Below are 20,844 nucleotides of genomic sequence, written 5' to 3'. Positions count from 1 at the left end.
CGAATACGAAATATTGACGTCACGATGCGTGTCACCAGTTAGTATGTCCAACGAAGTCCCACTCCTCGAACTCGAACCCGGCGAGGTCGGTCTCTTGCTCGTCATGTGGATCACATCCGGATACATGTTTATCGAGTCCTACTCGTTCACGGGACTGGATGGGCTGTATCCGCGAATCTTCTCGATCGCCGTCTTCGTGCTGGTCAGCATGCTCCTCTTTCGGAATCTACTTCCGGAACCGCTCTCTCAACTCGTTGAGGGCGGGGGTTCGCTCGGCGTCGGCGGTGCGACCGCCGATTCCGACGCCGACGATCCCGACGAACAGCAAGCGGACGACGAATCTCGTGGAATGACTCGTAAAACTGCGGGCGTCACGACGCTGACCGGCGGATACATGCTGTTTGGCTATCTCGTCGGTCTCATGTGGGTCACGCCGATTTACGTGTTCGCGTACCTCCGCTGGGCGGAGTACTCGTGGACGTTCTCCGGCGGACTCGCGTTGGTCATGTTCGGCGTCGCATACGGGATGCGAGCCCTGTTTTACTTCCCGATCGAACAGGGCTACCTCCACGATCTCCTACTGATCGTCGTTCCGGTGGTGATCTAGATGTTCGAAGATCCGACTCTCCTCGCGTCGATCGTTCTACAGAACGGGGACGGTCCGAGCCAGGTCGACCAGTGGGGTACTTTCCTCGAGGCGGTACGACGGACGCTCGAGCCGACGCTGCTTGCGATCATCGTCGTCGGCATCGTGCTGGGGCTGATTCTCGGTGCAATTCCCGGTCTCGGTGCGGTGCTCGGCATGACGATCGTCCTGCCGCTAACGATCGTCGTCGATAGTGACATCGCGTTGGTGTTGCTCGTCAGTATCTACAGTGGCGCGCTGTACGGAGCCAGCATCTCGGCTATTCTCGTCAACGTGCCGGGAACCGTCGCCGCTGCAGCGACGACGTTCGACGGCTACACCATGACCCAGGCGGGACAGAGTCGGGAGGCCCTCGAGACGTCGGCGGCGGCGTCGGCCCTCGGCGGAAGTCTGACGATGCTTTTGTTGTTCGTCGCCGTTCCGTATCTCATTCCCATCGTGTTGGCGTTCGGCGCACCGCAGGTGTTCCTGCTTGCACTGTTCGGTATCGTGATGATCGGGGTCATCGCGTCACAGGACTCGACGTTCAAAGGCATCACCGTCGGTCTATTCGGCGTTCTGGTGATGACGATCGGCGTGAGTCACATTACGCCACAGGTTCGGTACACGTTCGGTGTCATGGGGCTGTACAACGGTCTCAGCATCGTCGCGATTCTGATCGGTATGTTCGCGCTCGGCGAGATGCTCCGAATTGCGGACACGCCAGCGAGTCTCGTCAAGGAAGGTGCGTCGATCACCGGCAAACAGTTCGACGGCGTCCGGAACGTCCTCTCGAACAAGTTCTTGACGATCAAATCGGCGTTGATCGGGATGGTCATCGGGGCGATTCCCGGAGCCGGTGCCGGTGCCGCGAACTTCTTCTCGTACACGGAAGCTGTCCGAAGCTCGAGCAATCCGGACGAGTTCGGTAACGCGAACCCCCTCGGCGTGATCGCGGCCGAGTCGTCGAACAACTCGAGCGTCGCCGGATCGCTGATTCCAGTGCTCTCGTTCGGTATCCCGGGCAGTGCGTCGACCGCCGTCTTGCTCGGCGGATTCATCGTCCACGGGATCAACCCCGGCGTCGAGATGTTCACGACTAATCTACACATCACCTACACGATGATCCTGGCATTGCTGCTCGGCAACGTGTTGATTCTGGGAGCCGGCCTCTTCGTCATCACCCGTATCGGCTCGATCATCACCGACATCGACACCGACATTCTGATTCCCATCATCCTCGTGTTCGCGATCATCGGGGCGATCGGCATCCGATCCAACTGGTGGGACCTCGTTACTGTTTTCGTCTTCGGTATCATCGCGTTCTACATGAAGCTGTACAACTACTCGGTGATCGCTCTGGTTCTCGGCGCAGTGCTGTCTCCGATCATCGAGTCGAACCTGCTCCGGTCGCTGCAGCTGTCTCAGGGGTCGCCGGTCATCTTCGTGAACGATCCCCTCTCGCTGTTGCTCGTGCTGTTGATCGTCGCCTTCCTCGTCTCCTCGTTCGTCTGGCCGCAGCTTAAAGACGACAATCCGTTCACGTCTCGATCGGATCGCTAACGGGTCCCGCCTCTCTTTCTCCGTTCTCGTTGTCCATCCATCGCTCCGGCGATAAGCCGAACCGTTTCTCGAGAAGACGAACCGTCCTCGTCCGGCCGGAGTTCACGGCGCGCCGGTGACCGCTCGTGACCGTGGTTGCGGTCGATTTCGGCCGGTGGACCCGTCGTCGCCGCCGATCCAACTCGAACCGTTCTCCGTCGGCTGTCCGACCGTGCACGTCGTTCGAGAATCAATGTCATCGGCTGCGTCTGTCCCCTCCCGTCGTTCGCCGCGGTCCGACGGCCGTCGTCCGCGAACGCAGTCGGTCGAAAAAAGTGAAAAGAGAACTCACCGCGAGGGCCGCCGGCCTACGCCTGTCGTTGCTCGGCCCGCCGGCTCGATTCGATGTACTCGTCGGCTGTTTCGGCCGCGATCCGGCCGTACACGGCCGCGTTCGTCAACCCAGTTCCGCCCGGATAGTTGTTGTAGAAGAGACCGCCGGTCGAGTTACCGGCGGCGAAAAGGCCGGGAATCGGATCGTCACGCGTATCCAGTACCTCCGCGTCCGGCGTGATCGCGACGCCGCCGAACGCGAACGTCATTCCGCCGGTTACGGGGTAGCCGGTGTACGGCGGTTCGTCGATGGTCAGCGCCCAGTTGGATTTCTCCGGCTCGATCCCGGTCGCAGTGTTGCCGTCGAGTACTTCCGGATCGAACTCGTCGGGATCACAGGCGGCGTTGAACTCCTCGATCGTCTCGACCGCCGTTTCGGTGTCCTCGATGTCGAGACGCTTGACGAGCGATTCGAGCGAGTCCGCAGAGATGGGCTGACCCGGGCCCATGTGCGCGACGTCGTCGACCGTCTTCGAGTCGACGATGATGAACGCCTCGTGATACGGCTGTTCGAAGATGCGCCGTCCGAACTTCGCGTACGTGTGCGCTCGAGCGTCTTCGCCCTCGTCGACGAAGCGCTCGCCGTCGTGGTTTACGATCACGCCGTACTGATAGCCGTCGATCCGCGTGATGCCTCCTTCGACGTCCGGCGATTCCGCGTCGATGATGGCCATGTGCGCGTCGCCCCACTCGCCGTCGGATTTGGCGCCGACGTCGAGCGCCGCTTCGACCGCTTCGCCCGTGTTGTACCGGCTCCCGCGAACTTTCATGTTTCCGTAGCCGGGACCGTAGTACCGCGTACGCTGTTCTTTGCTCGAGCCGTAATCGCCGGCCGCGAGAATCACCGTTTCGCCGTGGAAGCGGGTCTTCGTTCCTTCCACTCGAGCTTCGACGCCGGTGGTGCGTCCGTCGTCGTCGCGGATCAGTCCGCGTGCCTCGGCTTCGTAGAAGAAGTCGACGCCGTGCTCTTCGAGAATTTCGACCAGGTCGTCGACCATATCTTCGCCGTGGAGCCAGACTCGACCGGCCGTGTATCCGGTGTGGGGTGCCTGATACTCCCACTCGAGTCCCTGCTCGGTCAACCACTCGAACGTCTCGACCGAACCTTCCGCGACCCGTTTCGCGAGTTCGGTGTCCGCTCGGAAGTTCGTCAACTGCATGATGTCCGAGTAGAAGTCCGACGTGGTGTAATCCTCGACGTCGAACTCGGCGTCGATGTCGATGTTCGCGGTCGGAATCCGAAACGATTCGGTAAACCGCGTGTGACCGCCCCGATGTTCTTTCGGACTCTTTTCCAGTACGCAGACCGAGTGTCCGAGTTGGGCTCCCCGCAAACCGGCCGAGAGCCCGGCGATTCCACAACCGATGACGACGATGTCGTACTCGTTTTGACTCATGCGAATCGTTGGTCGGTTACCCGACTATCGAGGATGGACGGCTCCATCCGATTGATGCTCCTGAATGTGAGCCCGGAATTCATTTATATCTATCGATCAGCCCGACGCATCGCCGAGTCGCCCGCTCCGGGCCGTTCCGACCCCATTCCGCACAACGAAATGGCTCGGCGATTGTCGCCTGGCTGCACTGCTCCTCGGGCGCGACGAGCGGTGCTTCCGACCTCGCTTTTCTCCATCGGCCGTCGATCCGGCCGGCGGGCGCAGCAGCCACGGTGAACGAGACGATGATTCGCCGTTTCACGCTCTCGTTCGATCGTCATTCCGATGTGCGAAATCGACTCCGAAGCGTGTACACAATTCACACGTCGCTGGGGACCTCGTCCCTTTCTTCTCACGTCGACGCTATCCGGTGATTCTTCCGGTCCTTCGCTGCTCGGTTTCGTCTCGCTCTCACTCGCGACAAGAACAACATTATTAATAATATTAGTTTTGGCCAGACGGATTTCGCACAGTGAAATGCGATTGTCGATGCCCGATATCGATGGCTATGGCCTCTACATCTTCGGTATCGGTGTTCGGTCGAGTTCGTTCGCGTGAGTGTAGTGGTGAAACCTACTCGTTGAGTCGGCGTACGTGGGTTCCCCATCGGTGACCGTTTCACGGCCATTTTGCTGTGGGGAATACACGACCGGTCGTCGGTCGCCGTACCCGATGCAGTCTGGGTGGGATCGGATATACACCTGTACCTGTGTAAATTTCTGCGGACGGACTCACCATCCGGACCGGCCCCTCCGTCGTTGCACGGCTCGGGCCGACCGACGCGACGGTCGTCGGCGACTCGTTCGATCGAACGCGTCTCGGGGAAGCGCCCGGCGTTCTGGCCTCGAGGATCAACGAGTCCTGCGATGCGTCGAGAACCCCGATCGGCCGCAGTCGGTTCGTCCCCCTCGAGCTGGCCCCAAGACGGGGCCGTCCAACCCGACGTCCGATACACTCCGCACCCGATAGCTCCCCGAACGTACCACGTATCTGTCGTGCTCGTCGAATCGGCGTTCATCGTTCCGTTATTTCCTGTCCGTGTGAACGCCGGTCCGAGTCAGCGTTCGTCCTCGGAGTGTAGCAGTCCAGCGGAGGCGAAACGCCAGACTATCGAATACCGTGTCGTCAGGTGGCCAATGAAGCTCGGAACACGTCTGCTCGCGCCGGTTCGTCTTCTCCGGTGCCGTCGGTACCCGGTATCGTTCGTCCGCTCGAGGTACGATGACGCCGGTGAGACCTCGTTCGAGATTCATCGTCGAGCGTTCCGGCTCTCACGACACATACGCCGTTCGATTAGTAGTTGGTCGTGACAATTCGTTGGATCTCGACGTGACCGACGGCGGTTGTCGAACGCGACGACCCGGTTATCGCAGTTCGTATTCGATTTTGAGCTCGAGCTCGTTCGCGACGCCGAGCAACAGATCCGGAACGTCGGACTGCAGACGGTCGCCCGTGAGTCGGTGTGCGGGTCCCGAAACGCTCAGTCCGCCGATCACCTCGCCGTCGGGTCCGACTACGCCTGTCCCGACGGCGTTGAGCCCCTCGGTCGACTCCTCCCGATTGAACGCGACCCCGGTCTCGCGGATTTCCTCGAGTTCGGCCATCAGTTCGTCGTGGTCGATGACCGTATTCGGGGTGACCGGCTCCAGGCCGGCGTCCGTGAGAACGTCGGCGAGGTATTCCTCGGGGAGCTCGGCGAGGATCGCCTTTCCAGCGGCGCTGCAGTGTAGCGGACCACGCTTTCCCAGCTGGCTGTCGGTTCGGACGGCCTGCTCTCCGGTCGCGGTGTGCAGGTAAATTCGGCGGCCGTGTTCTTCGATGATGAACTGTGCGCGCTCGCCGGTCCGGTCCGCGAGTTCTTCGACTTTCGTTTTCGCCATCTCGTAGGCCGGATCCGATCCCTGCACGAATCCACCCAGCGTCAGAAACTGCATTCCGAGCTGGTACTGATCTCCGCGTTTCGTCACGTATTCGATGCTCGAGAGCGTGTTGAGGTGCCGGTAGACGGTACTCGGATGTCTGTCCAGGTACTCCGCGACCTCGTTGACCCTTCCCCCGTCCAGCTGTTTGAGAGCTTCGATCACCTCGAACGTGGTGATGCTCGCCTCGACGATCGAATCGGATCGTTGCTCGCTCATAGCGGCCGCTTGTTCCCACCGGTATATATAGTTTTGTCTGTCGAAACACGTCGTCACGTCACCGATCGATCGACGATCCCCGCCGGCAAACTGCGTTCTCCGGTCGAACCGCCCGCAGCTACCGTTGCGATCCGTACCCGCTCCGTACCCGCTCGAGTCGACGTTCGATGCGTTCGGTCGGTCCGCTTACCTGTATGGTGCGCCTACCGGGACTCGAGCCACCCCGAACCGAACGCGACGGACCGACCTCGAGATGCGTACGTATTTGGTCGTCGTCGTCGTTTGGTGTGGTATCCCCGACGACCGCACCGGGCGGTTCGACGGAGCTGATCTCACGATGACCGACACCGACCACGCCACGCAGATACGAGACGCGTTTCCCGAACTGGACCGCCTGTCGGACGAGCGACTGCGCGAGTCGGTGATCGACGCCTGGTCGCTCGGCCTCGAACGCGGGGGCTGGCGCGACGTGATGGACGTCCCCTACGCGTGGAACGTCCACGAGGTTTCGAACGTCGAACACGTCCGCGGGGTGGCGAAGATCGCGCTCGAGGCCGCGGACGTCCAGCGGGAGTTTCACGGCGCGTCGCCGGACTGCGACGTGATCGTCGCCGCGGCCTTGCTCCACGACGTGGGGAAGTGTTACGAGTATCCGACGTACGTCGACGAACTCGTCGACGAGCCCGATCCGACGTACGTCTCCCCGGACGTTCCTCACTCGATAAGCGGCTACGCGCTCGCACACGAGGTCGGCTGCCCGCTCGCCGTCCAGCGGGCGATTCCACACTACCACGGCGAGGTCCCGGCCCGGACGCTCGAGGCCGAGTTGGTCAAGAGCGCCAACAGCGCGAGCTCCAATGCGATCACCGAGGCGACGATGGGGATTACGCTCCAGGAGTGGATCGACGAGTACTCGCAGCTCTCGTAGTCACTCGTGGAGGCCGCCGACGTCGGCGTAGAACGACGACTGGAGGGTCGCTTCCATCTCCTCGTCGCGGTCGATGCGCGCGTCGATCACGGTGGGCGAAGCCGCCTCGAGCGCGTCGCCGATCGCCTCGTGGAGGGCACGTTCCGTCTCGACGCGGGTCGCGTTCGCACCGAGCCCTTCGACGACCGTTACGAAGTCCGTATCCCGGAACTCGACGCCCTCGATGCGCGAGTCGGCCGACTGCATCTGCCGGACCATGCCGAGGCTCCGATCGTTGAGAACGACGATCACCGGACTGGTGCGGTGCTCGACGGCCGTCTCGAGGCTCGTCATCGTCATGGCGAAGCCGCCGTCGCCGGTGACGCCGACGACGGGCCGGTCCGTGAGGAGCGACGCGCAGACGGCGGCCGGAACCGACCACCCCATCGCGCCGACGCCGCCGCTTCCGAAGTACGTTCCTGTATCCGGCGTCTGCAGGAAGTTCAGCAGCCAGAAGCGATTGTTTCCGGAGTCGGCGGTCACGATCGTCTCCTCGTCGACGTGAGCCTCGATCGCGTTTACCGCTCGCTGTGGCGGAATGGGGCTATCCGCCTTCGATCCGGTCGGGTCCGATAGCACTCGCGCGCCGCCGCCGCTCGACGGCGGCTCCACTCGTGAGACGCTCTCGCTTCCGTCGGAGCGCGACGACACAGGACGGTAAGCGTCTCGGCGGCGTCGCCGATCAGTCCGACGTCCGCCGGGTAGACCCAGCCGGCATTTTCGGTCGTGACGTCGGCGTGAACGATCGTCTGGTCGTCGGGTCGGATGAACGACGTCGCTCCCCAGTTGGTGTCCATCGGATTGAGCCGACAGCCGACCACCAGCAGCACGTCGGCCTCGGAAACGGCCCGATTCGCTCCCTCGTGGCCGAACGAGCCGATCACGCCGGCCGCCAGATCGTGCGTTTCCGGAATCGTCGACTTCCCCAGGTACGACGTGGTGACGACGCAGCCGTACCGCTCCGCGACCGCCGCCAGTTCGTCGTACGCCTGCGCGCTGTGGACGCCGTTTCCGGCGACGACGACGGGTCGATCGGCACCGGTGAGCGCCGCGACGGCCCGGTCCACGTTGTCGTCGGTCGGCCGGGCGTTCCAGTTTCGGACCTGCCGTTTTGCGTCCCAGAGTGGCGGTGGTCCCTCCGGCGCGAACTCGTCGCCGATCGCGTTCCCGTCGAGGATCACGGCAGTCGGCCCGGCTCTGCCGGCCGTCGCGTGTTTGAACGCGAGTTGCAGACTCCGCACCGTTTCTTTCGGCGTCCGAGGGAACCAGTGTTCTTTCGTGATCGCGTCGAGGATCTTCGGCAGGGCGATTCCGCCGTAGTCGCCGCGCGCCTGCTGGTACGGTGCCAGCGTCGAGTACTCCCCGCGTTCGCTCGCTTCGGTGAGCACGACCATCGGTGACGACCCCAGCCGGGCCTCCATCTGCCCGATCGCACCCAGGCTCCCGATCCACGGCCCCTGACCGATCAGGACGCCCGGCTCCCGGCGCAGTCGGCCGTACAGCTCCGCCATCACGCTGGCTTCACGCTCGTCTCTGGGCCGCACGACGGTTATCTCGCTGTCTGCCAGGTGGGAAAACAGTTCGATCGTTCGGCCGCCCGGATAGCCGAAGACGTGCGAGACGTTCAGACGCTCGAGTTCGGTGACGAGTTTCTCGGCGGTGTTCATGGCGGTCACTGCCTGTCGTGGCCGGCAGGCGACTCGATCTATCACCGCCGATCCTCATCGTTCTACCGCTCCGAGCACGTCATCGACGCACGGCTCCGCCCGCCAAGTACGCGGTCCACCGATGCGGATCGTTTGATCTGCTCAACGGAATTTCCGGCTCCCCGGAGCGAAACGACCCGGTGGACGCTGCTCACTTCTCGTTTCCGTTCGAATCTGCCGATAAATTCGACGTGACCGAACCGATTGAACGGCGATTTTCCAGGCCACCGGGCCGGTTTTCCGATGGGAACGGATCGGTTCGAACTTCCGTTTCGCGCGATCGTCCGACCGTCTCTCGGTCGATCACGGGAGCGGTTCTCGACGCGCGTCGTCGGATTCTTCGAGCGCGGGTGCTCGCTCGCTCCGATACTATTTCGGCCGGTACCGGCTCTTTGATCCCTCTCGGCCGTCGAACTCGACGGCCGTCTCGACCGGAGTTGATACTGTCGAACCGCGCTCCCGTCGGGAGGTGGCTTCACCCATTTCCGTCGAGGCGGTTTTCCTCGTCTCGTTGTACGGGAGCGAACGATTGCTCGTTCGAATTGATCGGCGACGCGTCGTTCGGTACCATCGCCGAACGCATCGATGAGCGACGAAACCGCGTCTCGTGTCGATTTGATCCACTCAACTCTCGTCCGATCGATCGACGGATCGTCCGGTTCGCGCTTCCCGGGCCGATGCCGATGGACCGAGGTCTCGGGCCTCCGGCCGTCGCGTGCGACCGGAGCCACCTTCGAGTCGTACTACGGCGAAGAGCTGACGGGCTACTCGTGAGTGGACGCTCGAGGACGGCGGCGTCCCGGGTGCGCACTCCGGCGTTGGACACGCCGAAAATATTTGAATGTCGAATTGTCTGTGAACGTATCACTGTCCCATACTACCTTCGGTGTCTCCCGTCGTCGTCCCTCCCGGCTCGCGTTTCGCTCATCGTCGCCGAGGCGATTACGTACGCCGATCCGCTCGGACTCGCTCGTGTTTCCTTTACGTCGAATCCGGTCGATTATTGCCCGCCGAATTTCCGTTCGAAGTACGCTTCCAAACGAAAAGAAAGGATTATAACGGTGTGGCTCAACTGATCACTCATAATGGTCAATTATCAGACGTACGTCGGAACGTACACCGACGATACCGGTGACGGAATCTATCACTGTAAACTCATAGATGGTGAGATGATAGATAGTCGACTGGCGGCGACGGTCGAGAATCCGTCGTTCGTCGCCGCACATCCCCACCTCGACGTGTTGTACGCGGTGAATGAGGTGGACGACGGCTCCGTCACCGCGTTCGAAATCCGCGACGACGGCGAACTCGACCGTCTGGACGAGCTGACGATCGGACCGGCGGATCCCTGCTACTGTAGCGTCGATTCGACGGGGTCAGCGCTTCTGGTGGCTCACTACAGCGGCGGAGCCGTGTCGGTCCTTTCGCTCACCGACGACGGCCGTCTCGACGAACCGACCGTCGTCGAACACGAGGGTTCGAGCGTCCATCCGGAGCGCCAGACCGAACCGCATCCACACGCTATCGTTCCCGGTCCGAACGACGAGTACGCGTACGTCCCCGACCTCGGAACGGACGAGGTGCTCGTCTACTCGCTCGATCCCGACGCCGGAACGCTCGAGCGATACGACGTCGTTTCCGTCCACGACGGCGCTGGGCCCCGTCACCTCGAGTTTGACCGCGGTCGCGGTCGGGCCTACCTCGTCAACGAACTGGATTCGACGATGTCCGTCTTCGACTGGTCTCCAGACGCCGGCGAACTGGAAATCGTCCAAACGATCGAAACGCGTGAGGGCGGCGAAGGCGAGAACTTTCCCGCCGACGTCCACGTCCACCCGTCCGGCGAGCACGTGTACGCATCGAACCGAGGTCACGACAGTATCGCCGTCCTCGAGTGCTCGGATGAGGAGCTCACGCTCCTCGAGACCGTCTCGACGGCGGGTGAGTGGCCGCGGAACTTCGCGCTCTCACCGACGGGCGACCACCTGTTCGTGGCGAACGAACACTCCGATACGATCGTCTTTTTCGCCGTCGACGACGACGGTAGGCTCGCGCCGACGGGTGGCCGACTCTCGGTTCCGCAGCCGGTTTGTATCGAAATCGTCGCCCGGTCGTAACGGTGGGTCCGTCCACCGCCCGATCACGCCTCGCCGCTCTCTCTGGTTGACTCTCGGCTCTCGGACCGGTCGCTACCCAGTTCCCGATCGAATGCGGCGGACGCCGTCCGCGTCGAACCCTTCACGTTTAAGGTGCTGATTTGCCAACCGAGCGTATGGTCGAGTCGAACCAGGTGAGAGAGCGGATCGTCGACAGCGGCGTCATCGCGATTCTACGCGGTATCGACGAGGATCGAATCGGATCCGTCGCCCGTGCCATCCACGAGGCGGGCGTCGGTGCGATCGAAGTGACGGCCGACGGAACCCGGGTTCGGGAAAAGATCGCGGCAGTCGATCGCGAACTGGCCGACACCGATGTGGTCGTCGGTGCAGGGACGGTTCTCGATCCGTCCTCGGCGCGGACGGTCATCGACGCGGGAGCGACGTTCGTTCTGGCACCCGACTGCAATCCGGACGTGATCCGAACCTGCAACCGACACGGCGTCGTCTCGATTCCCGGCGTTCTTTCGCCGACCGACGCCGTCACCGCGCTCGAAGCGGGTGCTGACATGCTGAAACTGTTTCCGGCGACGACGGTCGGTCCGGACCACGTCGGCGCGATACGGGGGCCGCTTGGCGACGTCGACGTCGTTCCGACCGGAGGCATCTCGACCGAAAACGTCGGTGCGTTCTTCGACGCCGGCGCCGTCGCGGTGGGCGTGGGGAGTTCGATCGTGGATTACGACGCCGTCGATCGCGACGATCCGGATCGGATACGCGAGACTGCCGCCGAGTTCGTCGACGCTGTCAGCTCCGTTCGGTCGGACTGATCCGGTCTGTCGTACTCGCGTTCGGTGTGACGAAGGCCGTCGAGGATGCATCGTCACGTCGATACAGCTGACCGGTTGGTGCGTCGAGTAGTTCGATTCCGCCTCTCCGTCACCGCGTGATCCCGCCGCCGTCGTTCTCGAGGACGGCCCGGACCTCCTCGGGGGTGACGATCGCGAGGTCCCCGTCGATGGTGCGTTTCAGCGCCGCGGTCGCCGAACCGTACGCGAGCGCGCTCGCGACGTCCCGGTCGTCGAGGTAGCTCGCCAGAAACCCGCCGACGAACGCGTCGCCCGTGCCGATCGGATCCGTCGTTTCGGCTGCCACCGCCGGCTGGTCGTGGAGTCGTCCGTCCCGATCGACCGCCATCGCCCCGTCCGCGCCGCGAGTGAGGACGACGACGGCCGGATCGCCGGTCGACGCGAGTTCGCGGACGATCTCCTCGTCGCTTCCGGTTCGATCGAGGACGGTCCGTGCGTCACGCGCTGCGATCACGGCGACGTCGACGGACTCGAGAAGGGAGGTACAACACGACCGGGCTTCGGACGGCGACCACAGCTTCGACCGATAGTTGAGATCGAAGACCGTCGTCGCGCCGGCTCGTCCGGCCTGCTCGAGGAACGAGGCGGTGGTCTCTCGCAATCTCGAGGAGAGCGCGGGGGTGATTCCGCTCGTGTAGACGGCGTCCGTCGTTTCGAGGTCGACTGCCCCGGTCACTTCCTCCGTCGTCGTCGTTCTGATCGCGGCGTCCGTCCGGTCGTAGATGACGTTCGTTCCCCGTGGATCGCCCCCGCGTTCGATGTAGTAGGCACCCTGTCGTCCGTCCTCGGTCCAGGTGACGGCCGGTTCGACGCCGTGGCTTCGGAGTTCTCGCGTTACTCGCCTCCCGAGCGGCGAATCCGGCAGTTTCGAGATCCACGTCGAATCGACGCCGAGATTCGATGCCGCGATGGCGACGTTGCTTTCGGCACCCGCCGTTTTGAAGTCCAACTGGGTCGCCGTCTCGATTCGCTCGCCGGTCGGCGGGGCGAGGCGAAGCATCGTTTCGCCGAACGTGACTAGGGTCGGCATACGGTCGTCTGTTTCGAACTCGCCCATATAATTCTTCGCTCTCCCCGTCCCGAGTGCCGTCAGTGAGAGCGATCGTCACAGTCGGACCGGCCGTTCACCGCCCGCTCGTCGTCGAATTCCGGAACGGTCGGTCTCGGACGATCTATCGAAAAACGGTACAGTTTTGTCGGCCCGACACCCACCAACGGTGTATGCGGGAACTACTGACAGACGACGCACCAGAACCGATCGGACCGTACTCGCAAGCGACCATCTCCGGCGATCGAATGTACGTCTCCGGCCAGGGGCCGGTCGATCCCGACAGCGGCGACGTACTCGGCTCCGACGCCGGCGCTCAGACCCACGCGACGCTCGAGAACGTCGAGCGAATTCTTTCCGAAGCCGGCGTCGGACTCGACGACGTCGTCAAGACGACCGTCTACCTCACCGATATGAACGACTACGAGGCGGTCAACGAGGCCTACGCGGAGCACTTCACGTCGCCGTACCCGGCTCGGACGGCCGTCGAGGTGTCGAAACTCCCGATCGAGATCGCCGTCGAGATTGACGTCGTAGCCGAGTACGACGACGACTGAACGCGGGAGTCGCCGGTCGTCGCCGTCTCATCGTCGGTCCGGACGAGACTCCGGCCGATCACCACCGTCCACGGCTCGCGGTGACCTGACACCGTTCGGGGTTACTCGCCGCCGCGATTTTTGAGGTCGTCGATCCCGTAGATCGAGCGCTGGACCCGCAGGTCGACGCCAGCGAGCAACCCGCCGTCGACGACGATTTCGGTTCCGGTCACGAACGAAGAGCGATCCGAGGCGAGGAAGACGGCGGCGTCGGCCACGTCGTCAGGCTCGCCCAGCCGCTCGAGAGCGTACTGGTCGAGCCAGACCTCTCTTGCCGTTTCGCCGCCGTGTTCTTCCATCTCGGCTTTCCGCTGTTCCGTGACGATCGTTCCCGGACAGATCGCGTTCGAGCGAATCCCGTGAACTCCGTACTGTGTGGCGACTAACCGAGAAAATCCGAGTATCCCGCTTTTCGCGGCCGTGTAGGCAGGCAGCCCGATTCCGGTTAGCCCGTTGATCGACGACATGTGGACGATGCTGCCCGACCGACGGTCGACCATCCCCGATAACACGGCGCGCGTACACAGGAACGTGCCCGTGAGATTCCGCTCGAGATCGAGTCGCCACGTTTCCGGATCGATCTCGTCGATCCGATCGTACGTGGTCGCACCGCCGGCGTTGTTCACGAGGACGTCGGCGCCCCCGTACCGCGTCTCGACGGTTTCGACGAGCGACGAGACGTGCGACTCGTCGGTCACGTCCGTCGGGACGAACGTCGCGTCGTTCCCCGACTCCTCGATCAGCTCGACCGTCTTTTCTCCACCATCCTGGTCGACGTCGGCGATCACGACGGTTGCCCCTTCGTCCGCGAACCGGGTCGCGATCGATCGGCCGATTCCGGAGCTTCCGCCGGTTACGATCGCCGTGTCTCCGTGTAAAGCGTTCACGTCCATGCTACGAGCAAGAACGGAGAGGTTGGGTAAATACGTTTACATCGATCGACGCAGTCGGCTCGCCGTGGCTCGCGCGCCGTTTCGGTCGGCACGAAGCGATGGCGATATCCACGTCCGACTGTCGAGCGTTTTTCGGAATCACGACTGCGTTTGACGTGCGATCGTAACCAGTTCGTCGCACAGATTCTCGAACAACTGCTCGCCTTTGGCCGCCGTTGCGAGCTCCGGCTCGCCGATCGCTCCCGTTTCGGAGTACTCGTCGAACTCGCGGTAGACGGTCAACGGTCCCCCGTCGAACATGTCCTTCAATCCGTGGTCGTACGGCTCGACGAGGGGCTCGGCCTCGAGACGTTCTTGGTCGACCAGTTCGGGATACAGATGCAACATCAGCGAGGTTTCGAACTCGCCTCCGTGGACCATGCCCCCGCGTTCGCTCTCGCGTACGTCGTCGACGAACGGGGCAGCGAGATCGAAGTAGGTCGTTCCGATGACCTCGACGTCGGGGTGGTCGTCTCCGATGGTGCTGACGGCACAGCTGACGAGTGCAGCGTTGCCGCCGTGACCGTTGACGAGACAGAGCGTATCGAATCCGACTTCGAGCGCCGAGTCCGCGACGTCTTCGATCGTATCGAGCAAATCGTCGTGGCTCAACGTGATCGTTCCTCCGAACGGCATGTGGTGGGGCGAGAAGCCGGACCAGAGCGTCGGCGTTACGAGCGCGGGAATCCCCTCCGCGTCCGCCTGCTCTGCGGCCGCACTCGTCACCGCATCGACCAGGAGCGTGTCGGTCGAAACCGGAAGGTGGTGACCGTGCTGTTCGATGCTTCCGATCGGAACGAACAGCACCGACCCGCTCCGTTCGCCGATCGAGTTGATCTCCGCGTACGGCTTCGTCGCCCACGAGACCGTCGACCCGTGCACTGCTTCGTAATACATAGCGATCTTCACACCGACCAAGACAGTATACGGACTTTAACGTTACTGTTGGCGTATACCAGACTGATCGCCGTCGCTGGCGAGGATCTCCACCCGCGCACGCGCCGATCGACCTTCGAGCCGTTCCCGATGCAGTTAAGTATAAAAACTCGATGTTCATACAGTACGGTATGCGGATCACAGCAATCGAAGCGATACCGGTTACTATCCCGCTCAAACCGCTCGAGGACGATGGAATCGCGCCGTACGTGACGAACCACAATTCGCTCGACGACATGGATCGGGTGCTCGTTCGCGTCGACACCGACGAAGGCATCTCCGGCTGGGGCGAAGTCCGGGTGTTTCTCTCTCCCGAGGCGACGGTGTCAGTGATCGAGGACGGCATCGCCCCCATGGTCGTCGGCCAATCCCCGTTCGAGATCGAGCGCCTCAGGCGGCAGTTGTTCATCGAATACGCCAATCCGGACATGTTTTTCGCGCCGATCGAACTAGCCTGTTGGGACATCGTCGGGAAGGCTACCGGGAAGCCGATATACGAACTCCTCGGTGGCTGGACCGCCCCCCATCAGACGACTCGCCGCCACCGAAATCACCAGGACGAACGCCGAGACGGTCGGTCCGTCGAGTTCGCCTACTGCCTCGGGATTCTCTCGCCCGAGGAGTCCGCCGACCGTGCAAAAGCGGTCGCGGACCGCGGCTACACCGTCTTGAAAACCAAAGCCGGTCGGAACTGGCGACGCGATGTCGAGCGAATCGTGGCGATGCACGACGCGGTCGACGGCTCGCTCGAGTTCCGCCTCGATCCGAATCAGGGTTGGACGCTCGATCAGGCCACCCGCGTCGCCGCGATGCTCGACGATGCGGGAATTTACCTGCAGTATCTCGAACAGCCGATTCGAGTCAACGCACACGGCTCGCTCGCCGCGCTGCGCGCTCGCACCTCCCAGCCGATCGGGCCGAACGAGGATACCTACATCGCCCACAACCTCCTCCGATTGATCCAGGCGGATGCCCTCGACGTCGCGATTCTCGATCTCACCCCGGCGGGAGGTATCGCCGGCTTACGCCATCAGGCGGCGATCGCCGAAGAAGCCGGCGTTCCGGTGACCCACCACTGCGCGTTCGATCTCGGCGTTCGAACGGCGGCTATCGTCCACGCGGTCGCCGGAATCCCGGGATTCGTTCTCCCGCCTGATACCGTCTACTACAGTTGGGAAGACGACGTGCTCGCGGAGCCACTCGAGCTTTCGAACGGCCGGATTCGCGTGCCAACGGACCCGGGACTGGGAATCACCGTCGATCACTCGACGGTCGACAGGTATCGAATCGACGAGTAACGCCGTCGACCCGATCGTAATTTTGACCGACGTCCGCCGTAGTGATCCACTATTCCGTCGAGAGACAACTCAGGTAGGTAATACAAACGCCGTCGTCAAATTTGGTATAGGCTAACCCGATCCCGTCCGATTTGAGGTGGTCAAAAATACTGGCGTGGTATCAGACCTGATAGGTATTATCCGGCTCAATCGAGAGTGAAACAGGTGGTTTCGACCGTGGCGATCCTCTCCGATCGAGAATATTACGCTCGTACTGGTGTAATAGATTTCCGCACCGCGTTCGAGTGCGAGGAGGTGCCGAATCCGGTTCACGACAATCTTTGACCCTTTCAAATTACTTCCTTGCATATTCGGACATTCTTCTCTGAATTATGACTATTGGGTTCGTCAGGGCCACCAGACCGAGACACTTCGGTCCGACGAGTACTCGGGCCGACCGAGGACTTACTCGATGAGCACTCCCTGCAGGTTGACTTCGATGAGATTCGCCGACTGAATAATGATATCCGGGACCGTCTCTCGAAAGAGATCGTCCGACATCTTTGCCGCCGGTGCCGACAGGCTGATCGCGCCGATGACGTCGCCGTTCGGATCGAAAATCGGCGCTCCCACGGCCCTGATTCCCGACACGCCCTCCTCGTCGTTCAGGGCGAATCCGCGGTCGCGAATCGTCTGCAGCTGTCGGTCGAGCTCTTGGCGGTCCGTAATCGTCTGGGGCGTCTGTCGGATCAATCCCTGCTCGTCGACAATTTCGTCGACGCGATTCGGATCCAGGTACGCGAGCATCGCTTTGCCCGACGCCGAGTAGTGGAGGTGTCGGTTTGGTCGCTCCCGGTTGTAGATGTAGAACTCCGTTCCCACGGCGTTCTGACCGAACGCTTCCCACAGGATCACTTCCGCACCGTTGTTCTCGGTGATCAGGTGGACCGTCTCGCCGCTCATCATCGACAGTTTGTCGACGATCTCGCGACCCGCTTTGAACAGCGCGGAGCCGTTTCGGACGTGCTCTCCCATCGTGATGAACTCCAGGCTCAGGCTGTACTGCCCCTTCGGTTCCCTGACGACGAGCCCACACTCTCTGAGCGTCGATAGATGCGTGTGGACGGTTCCCGGCGTCAGATCGACTTCGCTCGCCAGATCCGTGATCGTCGCACCGTCGTGTTTTCGCAGGAGCAACAGTATCTCTATCGACCGGGCGACGGACTGAATCTGCCGTCCAGCGTCACTGGCGTTCTCCATAGCCGACGTACTCGGCACGACACCTACATATATTTTCCGATATTTTGACCCTCTCAAACCGAACGTCTGGTTCTGACCGACGACTCCGTGCGCATCGCCGAGCGCTCGCCGTTCGCTCGAGAACGCGGGAATCGGCCGTCGGGGTTCGACCGTGTTCGCCGCCCTGGCAGCCAACGAATCGGCGTTTTTCGCGTCCGGTATCGCAGGCTATGGCCGCTCGAATGTGAGCTACCGAACATCCGGGACGGTGGTCAGCTTCGAAGCGTCAGGAAATAGAAACGGATCGATGCGGGTTCGGCGTTATTCGCCGTGGGGCGTGACCGCCGGCTCTTCCTCGGGAATCGATTCGCGCTGTTTCATCACGGTCCCCGTCTCGGCGTCGAACAGGTGGACGTCCTCCGGATCGAAGCCGATTCGGATCTCGTCGCCTTCGGACACCAGTACGTGTTCGGTGATGCTCGCGATGTGCATCTCGTTTCCGAGCGAAAAGTGGAGCAACTGCTCCTTTCCGAGGGGTTCGACGACGTCGACGGTGACGGGGATCTGTGGATCGTCGCCGTCGTTGACGGTCAGATCCTCGGGACGGACGCCGAGCGTCGCGTTCGTCTCGTCGGACGGAATCGAATCGGCGATGTGATCTGGCACCTCCCACTCGAACTTCTGATGGGAGATGCTAGTCCCGTCGCCGGAGTGATCGACGGAGACGTCGATGAAGTTCATCGACGGACTCCCGATGAATCCGGCGACGAACACGTTGTTCGGTCGATAGTACGCTTCGATCGGCGTTCCGAACTGCTGCAGCTCGCCGTGGTTCAAAATCGCGATTCGATCCCCCATCGTCATCGCCTCGGTCTGGTCGTGAGTGACGTAAATCGTCGTCATGTCGAGACGCTGCTGGAGTTGCTGGATCTCCGTGCGCATCTGCGTCCGGAGTTTCGCGTCGAGGTTCGAAAGCGGCTCGTCCATGAGAAACGCCTTCGAATCGCGAACGAGCGCCCGCCCCAGCGCCACGCGCTGTTTCTGTCCCCCCGACAGTTCGTTCGGTCGGTGATCCAGGTAGTCGGTCATGCTCATCATCTCCGCGGCCTCGGTGACGCGTTCGTCGATCTCTTCGTCGCTGTATCCGCCGCGCATCCGCAACCCGAACGAGATGTTTTCGCGAGCGCTGAGGTGGGGATACAGCGCGTAGTTCTGGAACACCATTCCGAGATCTCGTTCCTTCGGTTTGGCAGTGGTGATGTCTTCGTCGTCGAGTTTGATCGTTCCGTCCGTCGGGACTTCGAGCCCGGAGATCATCCGAAGGATCGTCGACTTTCCGCTCCCGGACGGTCCGACCAGAACGACGAACTCGCCGTCGGATATCTCGAGACTGACGTCGTCGACCGCGACGACGTCGCCCGAAAATATTTTCGTGACGTTTTCCAAGCTAATCGAGGCCATACGAGACGCATTGTACGACTCCTATTTGGATGTTTCGACCCCGTTCGTTTCCGATTACCACCTTTTCGTTCGCGCGATTGCTCGATCGGACTGTCGGCTCTCGATCGTTCCCGTTCGTCCCGTTTCGTCGGCGACTAGCCGGAACATTTATTATATTTGCTTCACGTTGTGATGACGTGGCACAGGGGAAGTTGTGAAGACAGCGGCCCGACACACTCCAACAATGACAGAAGACTCACCAACGAATCTGACGCGGAGACAGTACGCCAAACTGAGTGCAGCCCTGACCGCCGGTGCGGTCGGCACCGCCGGGTGTCTCGGCGACGACGACGATGGCTCGGGCGGCGAAGGTGGTGCGGAATCGATTTCGCTCCTGACGTGGAACCTCGAGTTCCTCGAGGACTCCATCGAGGGCTGGATCGACGACTTCCAGAACACCGAGCCGCCCGTCGAAGCGGACTACTCCGACACCGACGTCGAGTGGGTCGATCGGATGGACGACCAGATCTTGTCGTACTACCAGTCACAGCTCCAGACGGACGACCCGGTCACCGTCTTCGACACGCTCGGAATGTCGTTCACCAGGTTCGCCGAGGAGGGAATCTTCGTCGACCTCGAGGAGTACGCGTCGTCCGACTTCATGAGTAAGTTCGGAGACGAGTCACTCGAATACGCGACGTTCGACGGCGACCTCGTCCGGATGCCGTTCTACCAGAACGCGGGTGCGACGTACATCAACACGGAACTGTTCGAGGAGGCGGGAATCGACGAGTACCCGTACTCGGTCGACGAGTTCTTCGACACCGCCGAGCGCATCGTCGACGAGTCCGATGCCGACTACGGGCTGACGACGCTGACGTTCGACTACCGAATCTGGCCGTTCTTCTGGGCGGAGGGCATCGACGTCCTGAACGAATCCGACGACGCCGCAGCCTTCAACACGAGCCGGGCTGCCGAGATTCTCGAACGCTTCCACGAACTGACCGAAGACGGCGTCATTCCCGAGGTCACGTGGACCGGCTTCGTCGAAGAACAGGCACAGCAGTTCGGTGCCGGCGATACGGGGATGTTCATCGCACCGCTTTCCAACGTTCGACGGGTCCAGGGGTACGGCGACTGGATCGACGAGGAAACGCTGGAACTCACCCTCCCGCCCGGAAACCGCGGCAATTACGAGGCGAACGGACTCTGTATCACGGAACCGAACACGTCGGAAGCAGAGCGAGAGGCCGCGTGGGATCTCATCCGTTCGATTCTCAGTGACAAGTGGCAGGAGGACTTCCTCCGCAACACGACCGTAATGGCAGGAAACCTCGACGTCCAGGAAGAGCTTTCGAACGACGAGGAGTTCAGAGAGAACAATCCGCTGCTCGCGATGGCCTACGACCTCTGGCCGGAACTCGAGGAGGGTTACGTCATGGCACCGTCCGTTCCCGAAGCGAGCGAAATCGCCGACATTCTCGACAGCGAAGTCTCGAACGCCGCACTCGGCGAGAAAGAGCCAGAAGACGCTCTCGACGACGCGGAAGACCGGGTGAACGATGCACTCTCTGGCTAACGCGTAAACGCACACCGCGCGCTCG

The 20,844-nt window shown here is 62.0% G+C and carries 15 protein-coding genes and 1 pseudogene; 8 read left to right on the top strand and 8 right to left on the bottom strand.

Annotated elements, in window-relative coordinates; all coding sequences use genetic code 11:
- Positions 1–43 precede the first annotated feature (43 nt).
- On the top strand, positions 44–607 hold the full coding sequence (locus EA472_RS04475; protein ID WP_124190305.1) for a hypothetical protein: 564 nt from the start codon (positions 44–46) through the stop codon (positions 605–607).
- On the top strand, positions 608–2,188 hold the full coding sequence (locus tag EA472_RS04470; RefSeq protein WP_124190304.1) for a tripartite tricarboxylate transporter permease: 1,581 nt from the start codon (positions 608–610) through the stop codon (positions 2,186–2,188).
- 347 nt (positions 2,189–2,535) lie between these two features.
- On the opposite strand, the gene tcuA is transcribed toward EA472_RS04470, so the two are convergent.
- Positions 2,536–3,957: an FAD-dependent tricarballylate dehydrogenase TcuA gene (gene tcuA / locus EA472_RS04465; RefSeq protein WP_124190303.1), complete on the bottom strand. Its 1,422-nt coding sequence runs from the start codon at positions 3,955–3,957 to the stop codon at positions 2,536–2,538.
- Positions 3,958–5,360: 1,403 nt separating this feature from the next.
- Complete coding sequence (locus tag EA472_RS04460) at positions 5,361–6,134, bottom strand: IclR family transcriptional regulator (protein ID WP_124190302.1); 774 nt, start codon at positions 6,132–6,134, stop codon at positions 5,361–5,363.
- Positions 6,135–6,471: 337 nt separating this feature from the next.
- Between EA472_RS04460 and EA472_RS04455 the strand changes: the two genes are divergently transcribed.
- Entirely contained in the window at positions 6,472–7,062 is a 591-nt protein-coding gene (locus EA472_RS04455) for an HD domain-containing protein (protein ID WP_124190301.1), read from the top strand.
- Here the strand turns inward: EA472_RS04455 and EA472_RS04450 are convergent.
- Positions 7,063–8,768 (bottom strand): annotated as a pseudogene (locus EA472_RS04450) (thiamine pyrophosphate-binding protein).
- A 1,124-nt stretch (positions 8,769–9,892) separates the two neighbouring features.
- Between EA472_RS04450 and EA472_RS04445 the strand changes: the two are divergent.
- Positions 9,893–10,924 (top strand): lactonase family protein, encoded by a 1,032-nt coding sequence (locus EA472_RS04445; RefSeq protein WP_124190300.1) that lies wholly within the window; start codon positions 9,893–9,895, stop codon positions 10,922–10,924.
- 155 nt (positions 10,925–11,079) lie between these two features.
- Positions 11,080–11,733 carry a bifunctional 4-hydroxy-2-oxoglutarate aldolase/2-dehydro-3-deoxy-phosphogluconate aldolase gene (locus EA472_RS04440; RefSeq protein WP_124190299.1) on the top strand — a complete coding sequence of 218 codons (654 nt, stop codon included), beginning with the start codon at positions 11,080–11,082 and terminating at the stop codon, positions 11,731–11,733.
- A gap of 109 nt (positions 11,734–11,842) precedes the next feature.
- On the opposite strand, the gene kdgK1 is transcribed toward EA472_RS04440, so the two are convergent.
- Complete coding sequence (kdgK1, locus tag EA472_RS04435; RefSeq protein WP_124190298.1) at positions 11,843–12,802, bottom strand: bifunctional 2-dehydro-3-deoxygluconokinase/2-dehydro-3-deoxygalactonokinase; 960 nt, start codon at positions 12,800–12,802, stop codon at positions 11,843–11,845.
- Positions 12,803–12,993: 191 nt separating this feature from the next.
- Here kdgK1 and EA472_RS04430 point away from each other — a divergent pair, with 191 nt between their 5' ends.
- Positions 12,994–13,377 (top strand): RidA family protein, encoded by a 384-nt coding sequence (locus tag EA472_RS04430; RefSeq protein ID WP_124190297.1) that lies wholly within the window; start codon positions 12,994–12,996, stop codon positions 13,375–13,377.
- A 101-nt stretch (positions 13,378–13,478) separates the two neighbouring features.
- On the opposite strand, the gene EA472_RS04425 is transcribed toward EA472_RS04430, so the two are convergent.
- The gene (locus EA472_RS04425) at positions 13,479–14,309 is read right to left on the bottom strand and encodes an SDR family NAD(P)-dependent oxidoreductase (protein WP_124190296.1); all 831 of its coding nucleotides are present in this window, start codon (positions 14,307–14,309) and stop codon (positions 13,479–13,481) included.
- Between the two features lie 138 nt (positions 14,310–14,447).
- A complete protein-coding gene (locus EA472_RS04420; protein WP_124190295.1) occupies positions 14,448–15,245 on the bottom strand; it encodes a creatininase family protein in 798 nt (265 codons plus the stop codon).
- A 170-nt stretch (positions 15,246–15,415) separates the two neighbouring features.
- Between EA472_RS04420 and EA472_RS04415 the strand changes: the two genes are divergently transcribed.
- Entirely contained in the window at positions 15,416–16,582 is a 1,167-nt protein-coding gene (locus EA472_RS04415; RefSeq protein ID WP_124190294.1) for a mandelate racemase/muconate lactonizing enzyme family protein, read from the top strand.
- Between the two features lie 444 nt (positions 16,583–17,026).
- Here EA472_RS04415 and EA472_RS04410 read toward each other — a convergent pair whose 3' ends face one another.
- Positions 17,027–17,821: an IclR family transcriptional regulator gene (locus EA472_RS04410; RefSeq protein ID WP_124190293.1), complete on the bottom strand. Its 795-nt coding sequence runs from the start codon at positions 17,819–17,821 to the stop codon at positions 17,027–17,029.
- Between the two features lie 300 nt (positions 17,822–18,121).
- Positions 18,122–19,261, bottom strand: a complete 1,140-nt coding sequence (locus EA472_RS04405; protein WP_124190292.1) for an ABC transporter ATP-binding protein — start codon at positions 19,259–19,261, stop codon at positions 18,122–18,124.
- A gap of 223 nt (positions 19,262–19,484) precedes the next feature.
- Between EA472_RS04405 and EA472_RS04400 the strand changes: the two genes are divergently transcribed.
- Positions 19,485–20,819: an extracellular solute-binding protein gene (locus EA472_RS04400; RefSeq protein ID WP_124190291.1), complete on the top strand. Its 1,335-nt coding sequence runs from the start codon at positions 19,485–19,487 to the stop codon at positions 20,817–20,819.
- Positions 20,820–20,844 lie beyond the last annotated feature (25 nt).

The sequence above is a fragment of the Natrarchaeobius oligotrophus genome, assembly GCF_003841465.1.
Taxonomy (GTDB): Archaea; Halobacteriota; Halobacteria; order Halobacteriales; family Natrialbaceae; genus Natrarchaeobius; species Natrarchaeobius oligotrophus.
Note: the sequence above shows the minus strand (reverse complement) of the source record. Positions and strands in the feature narration are given on the sequence as shown.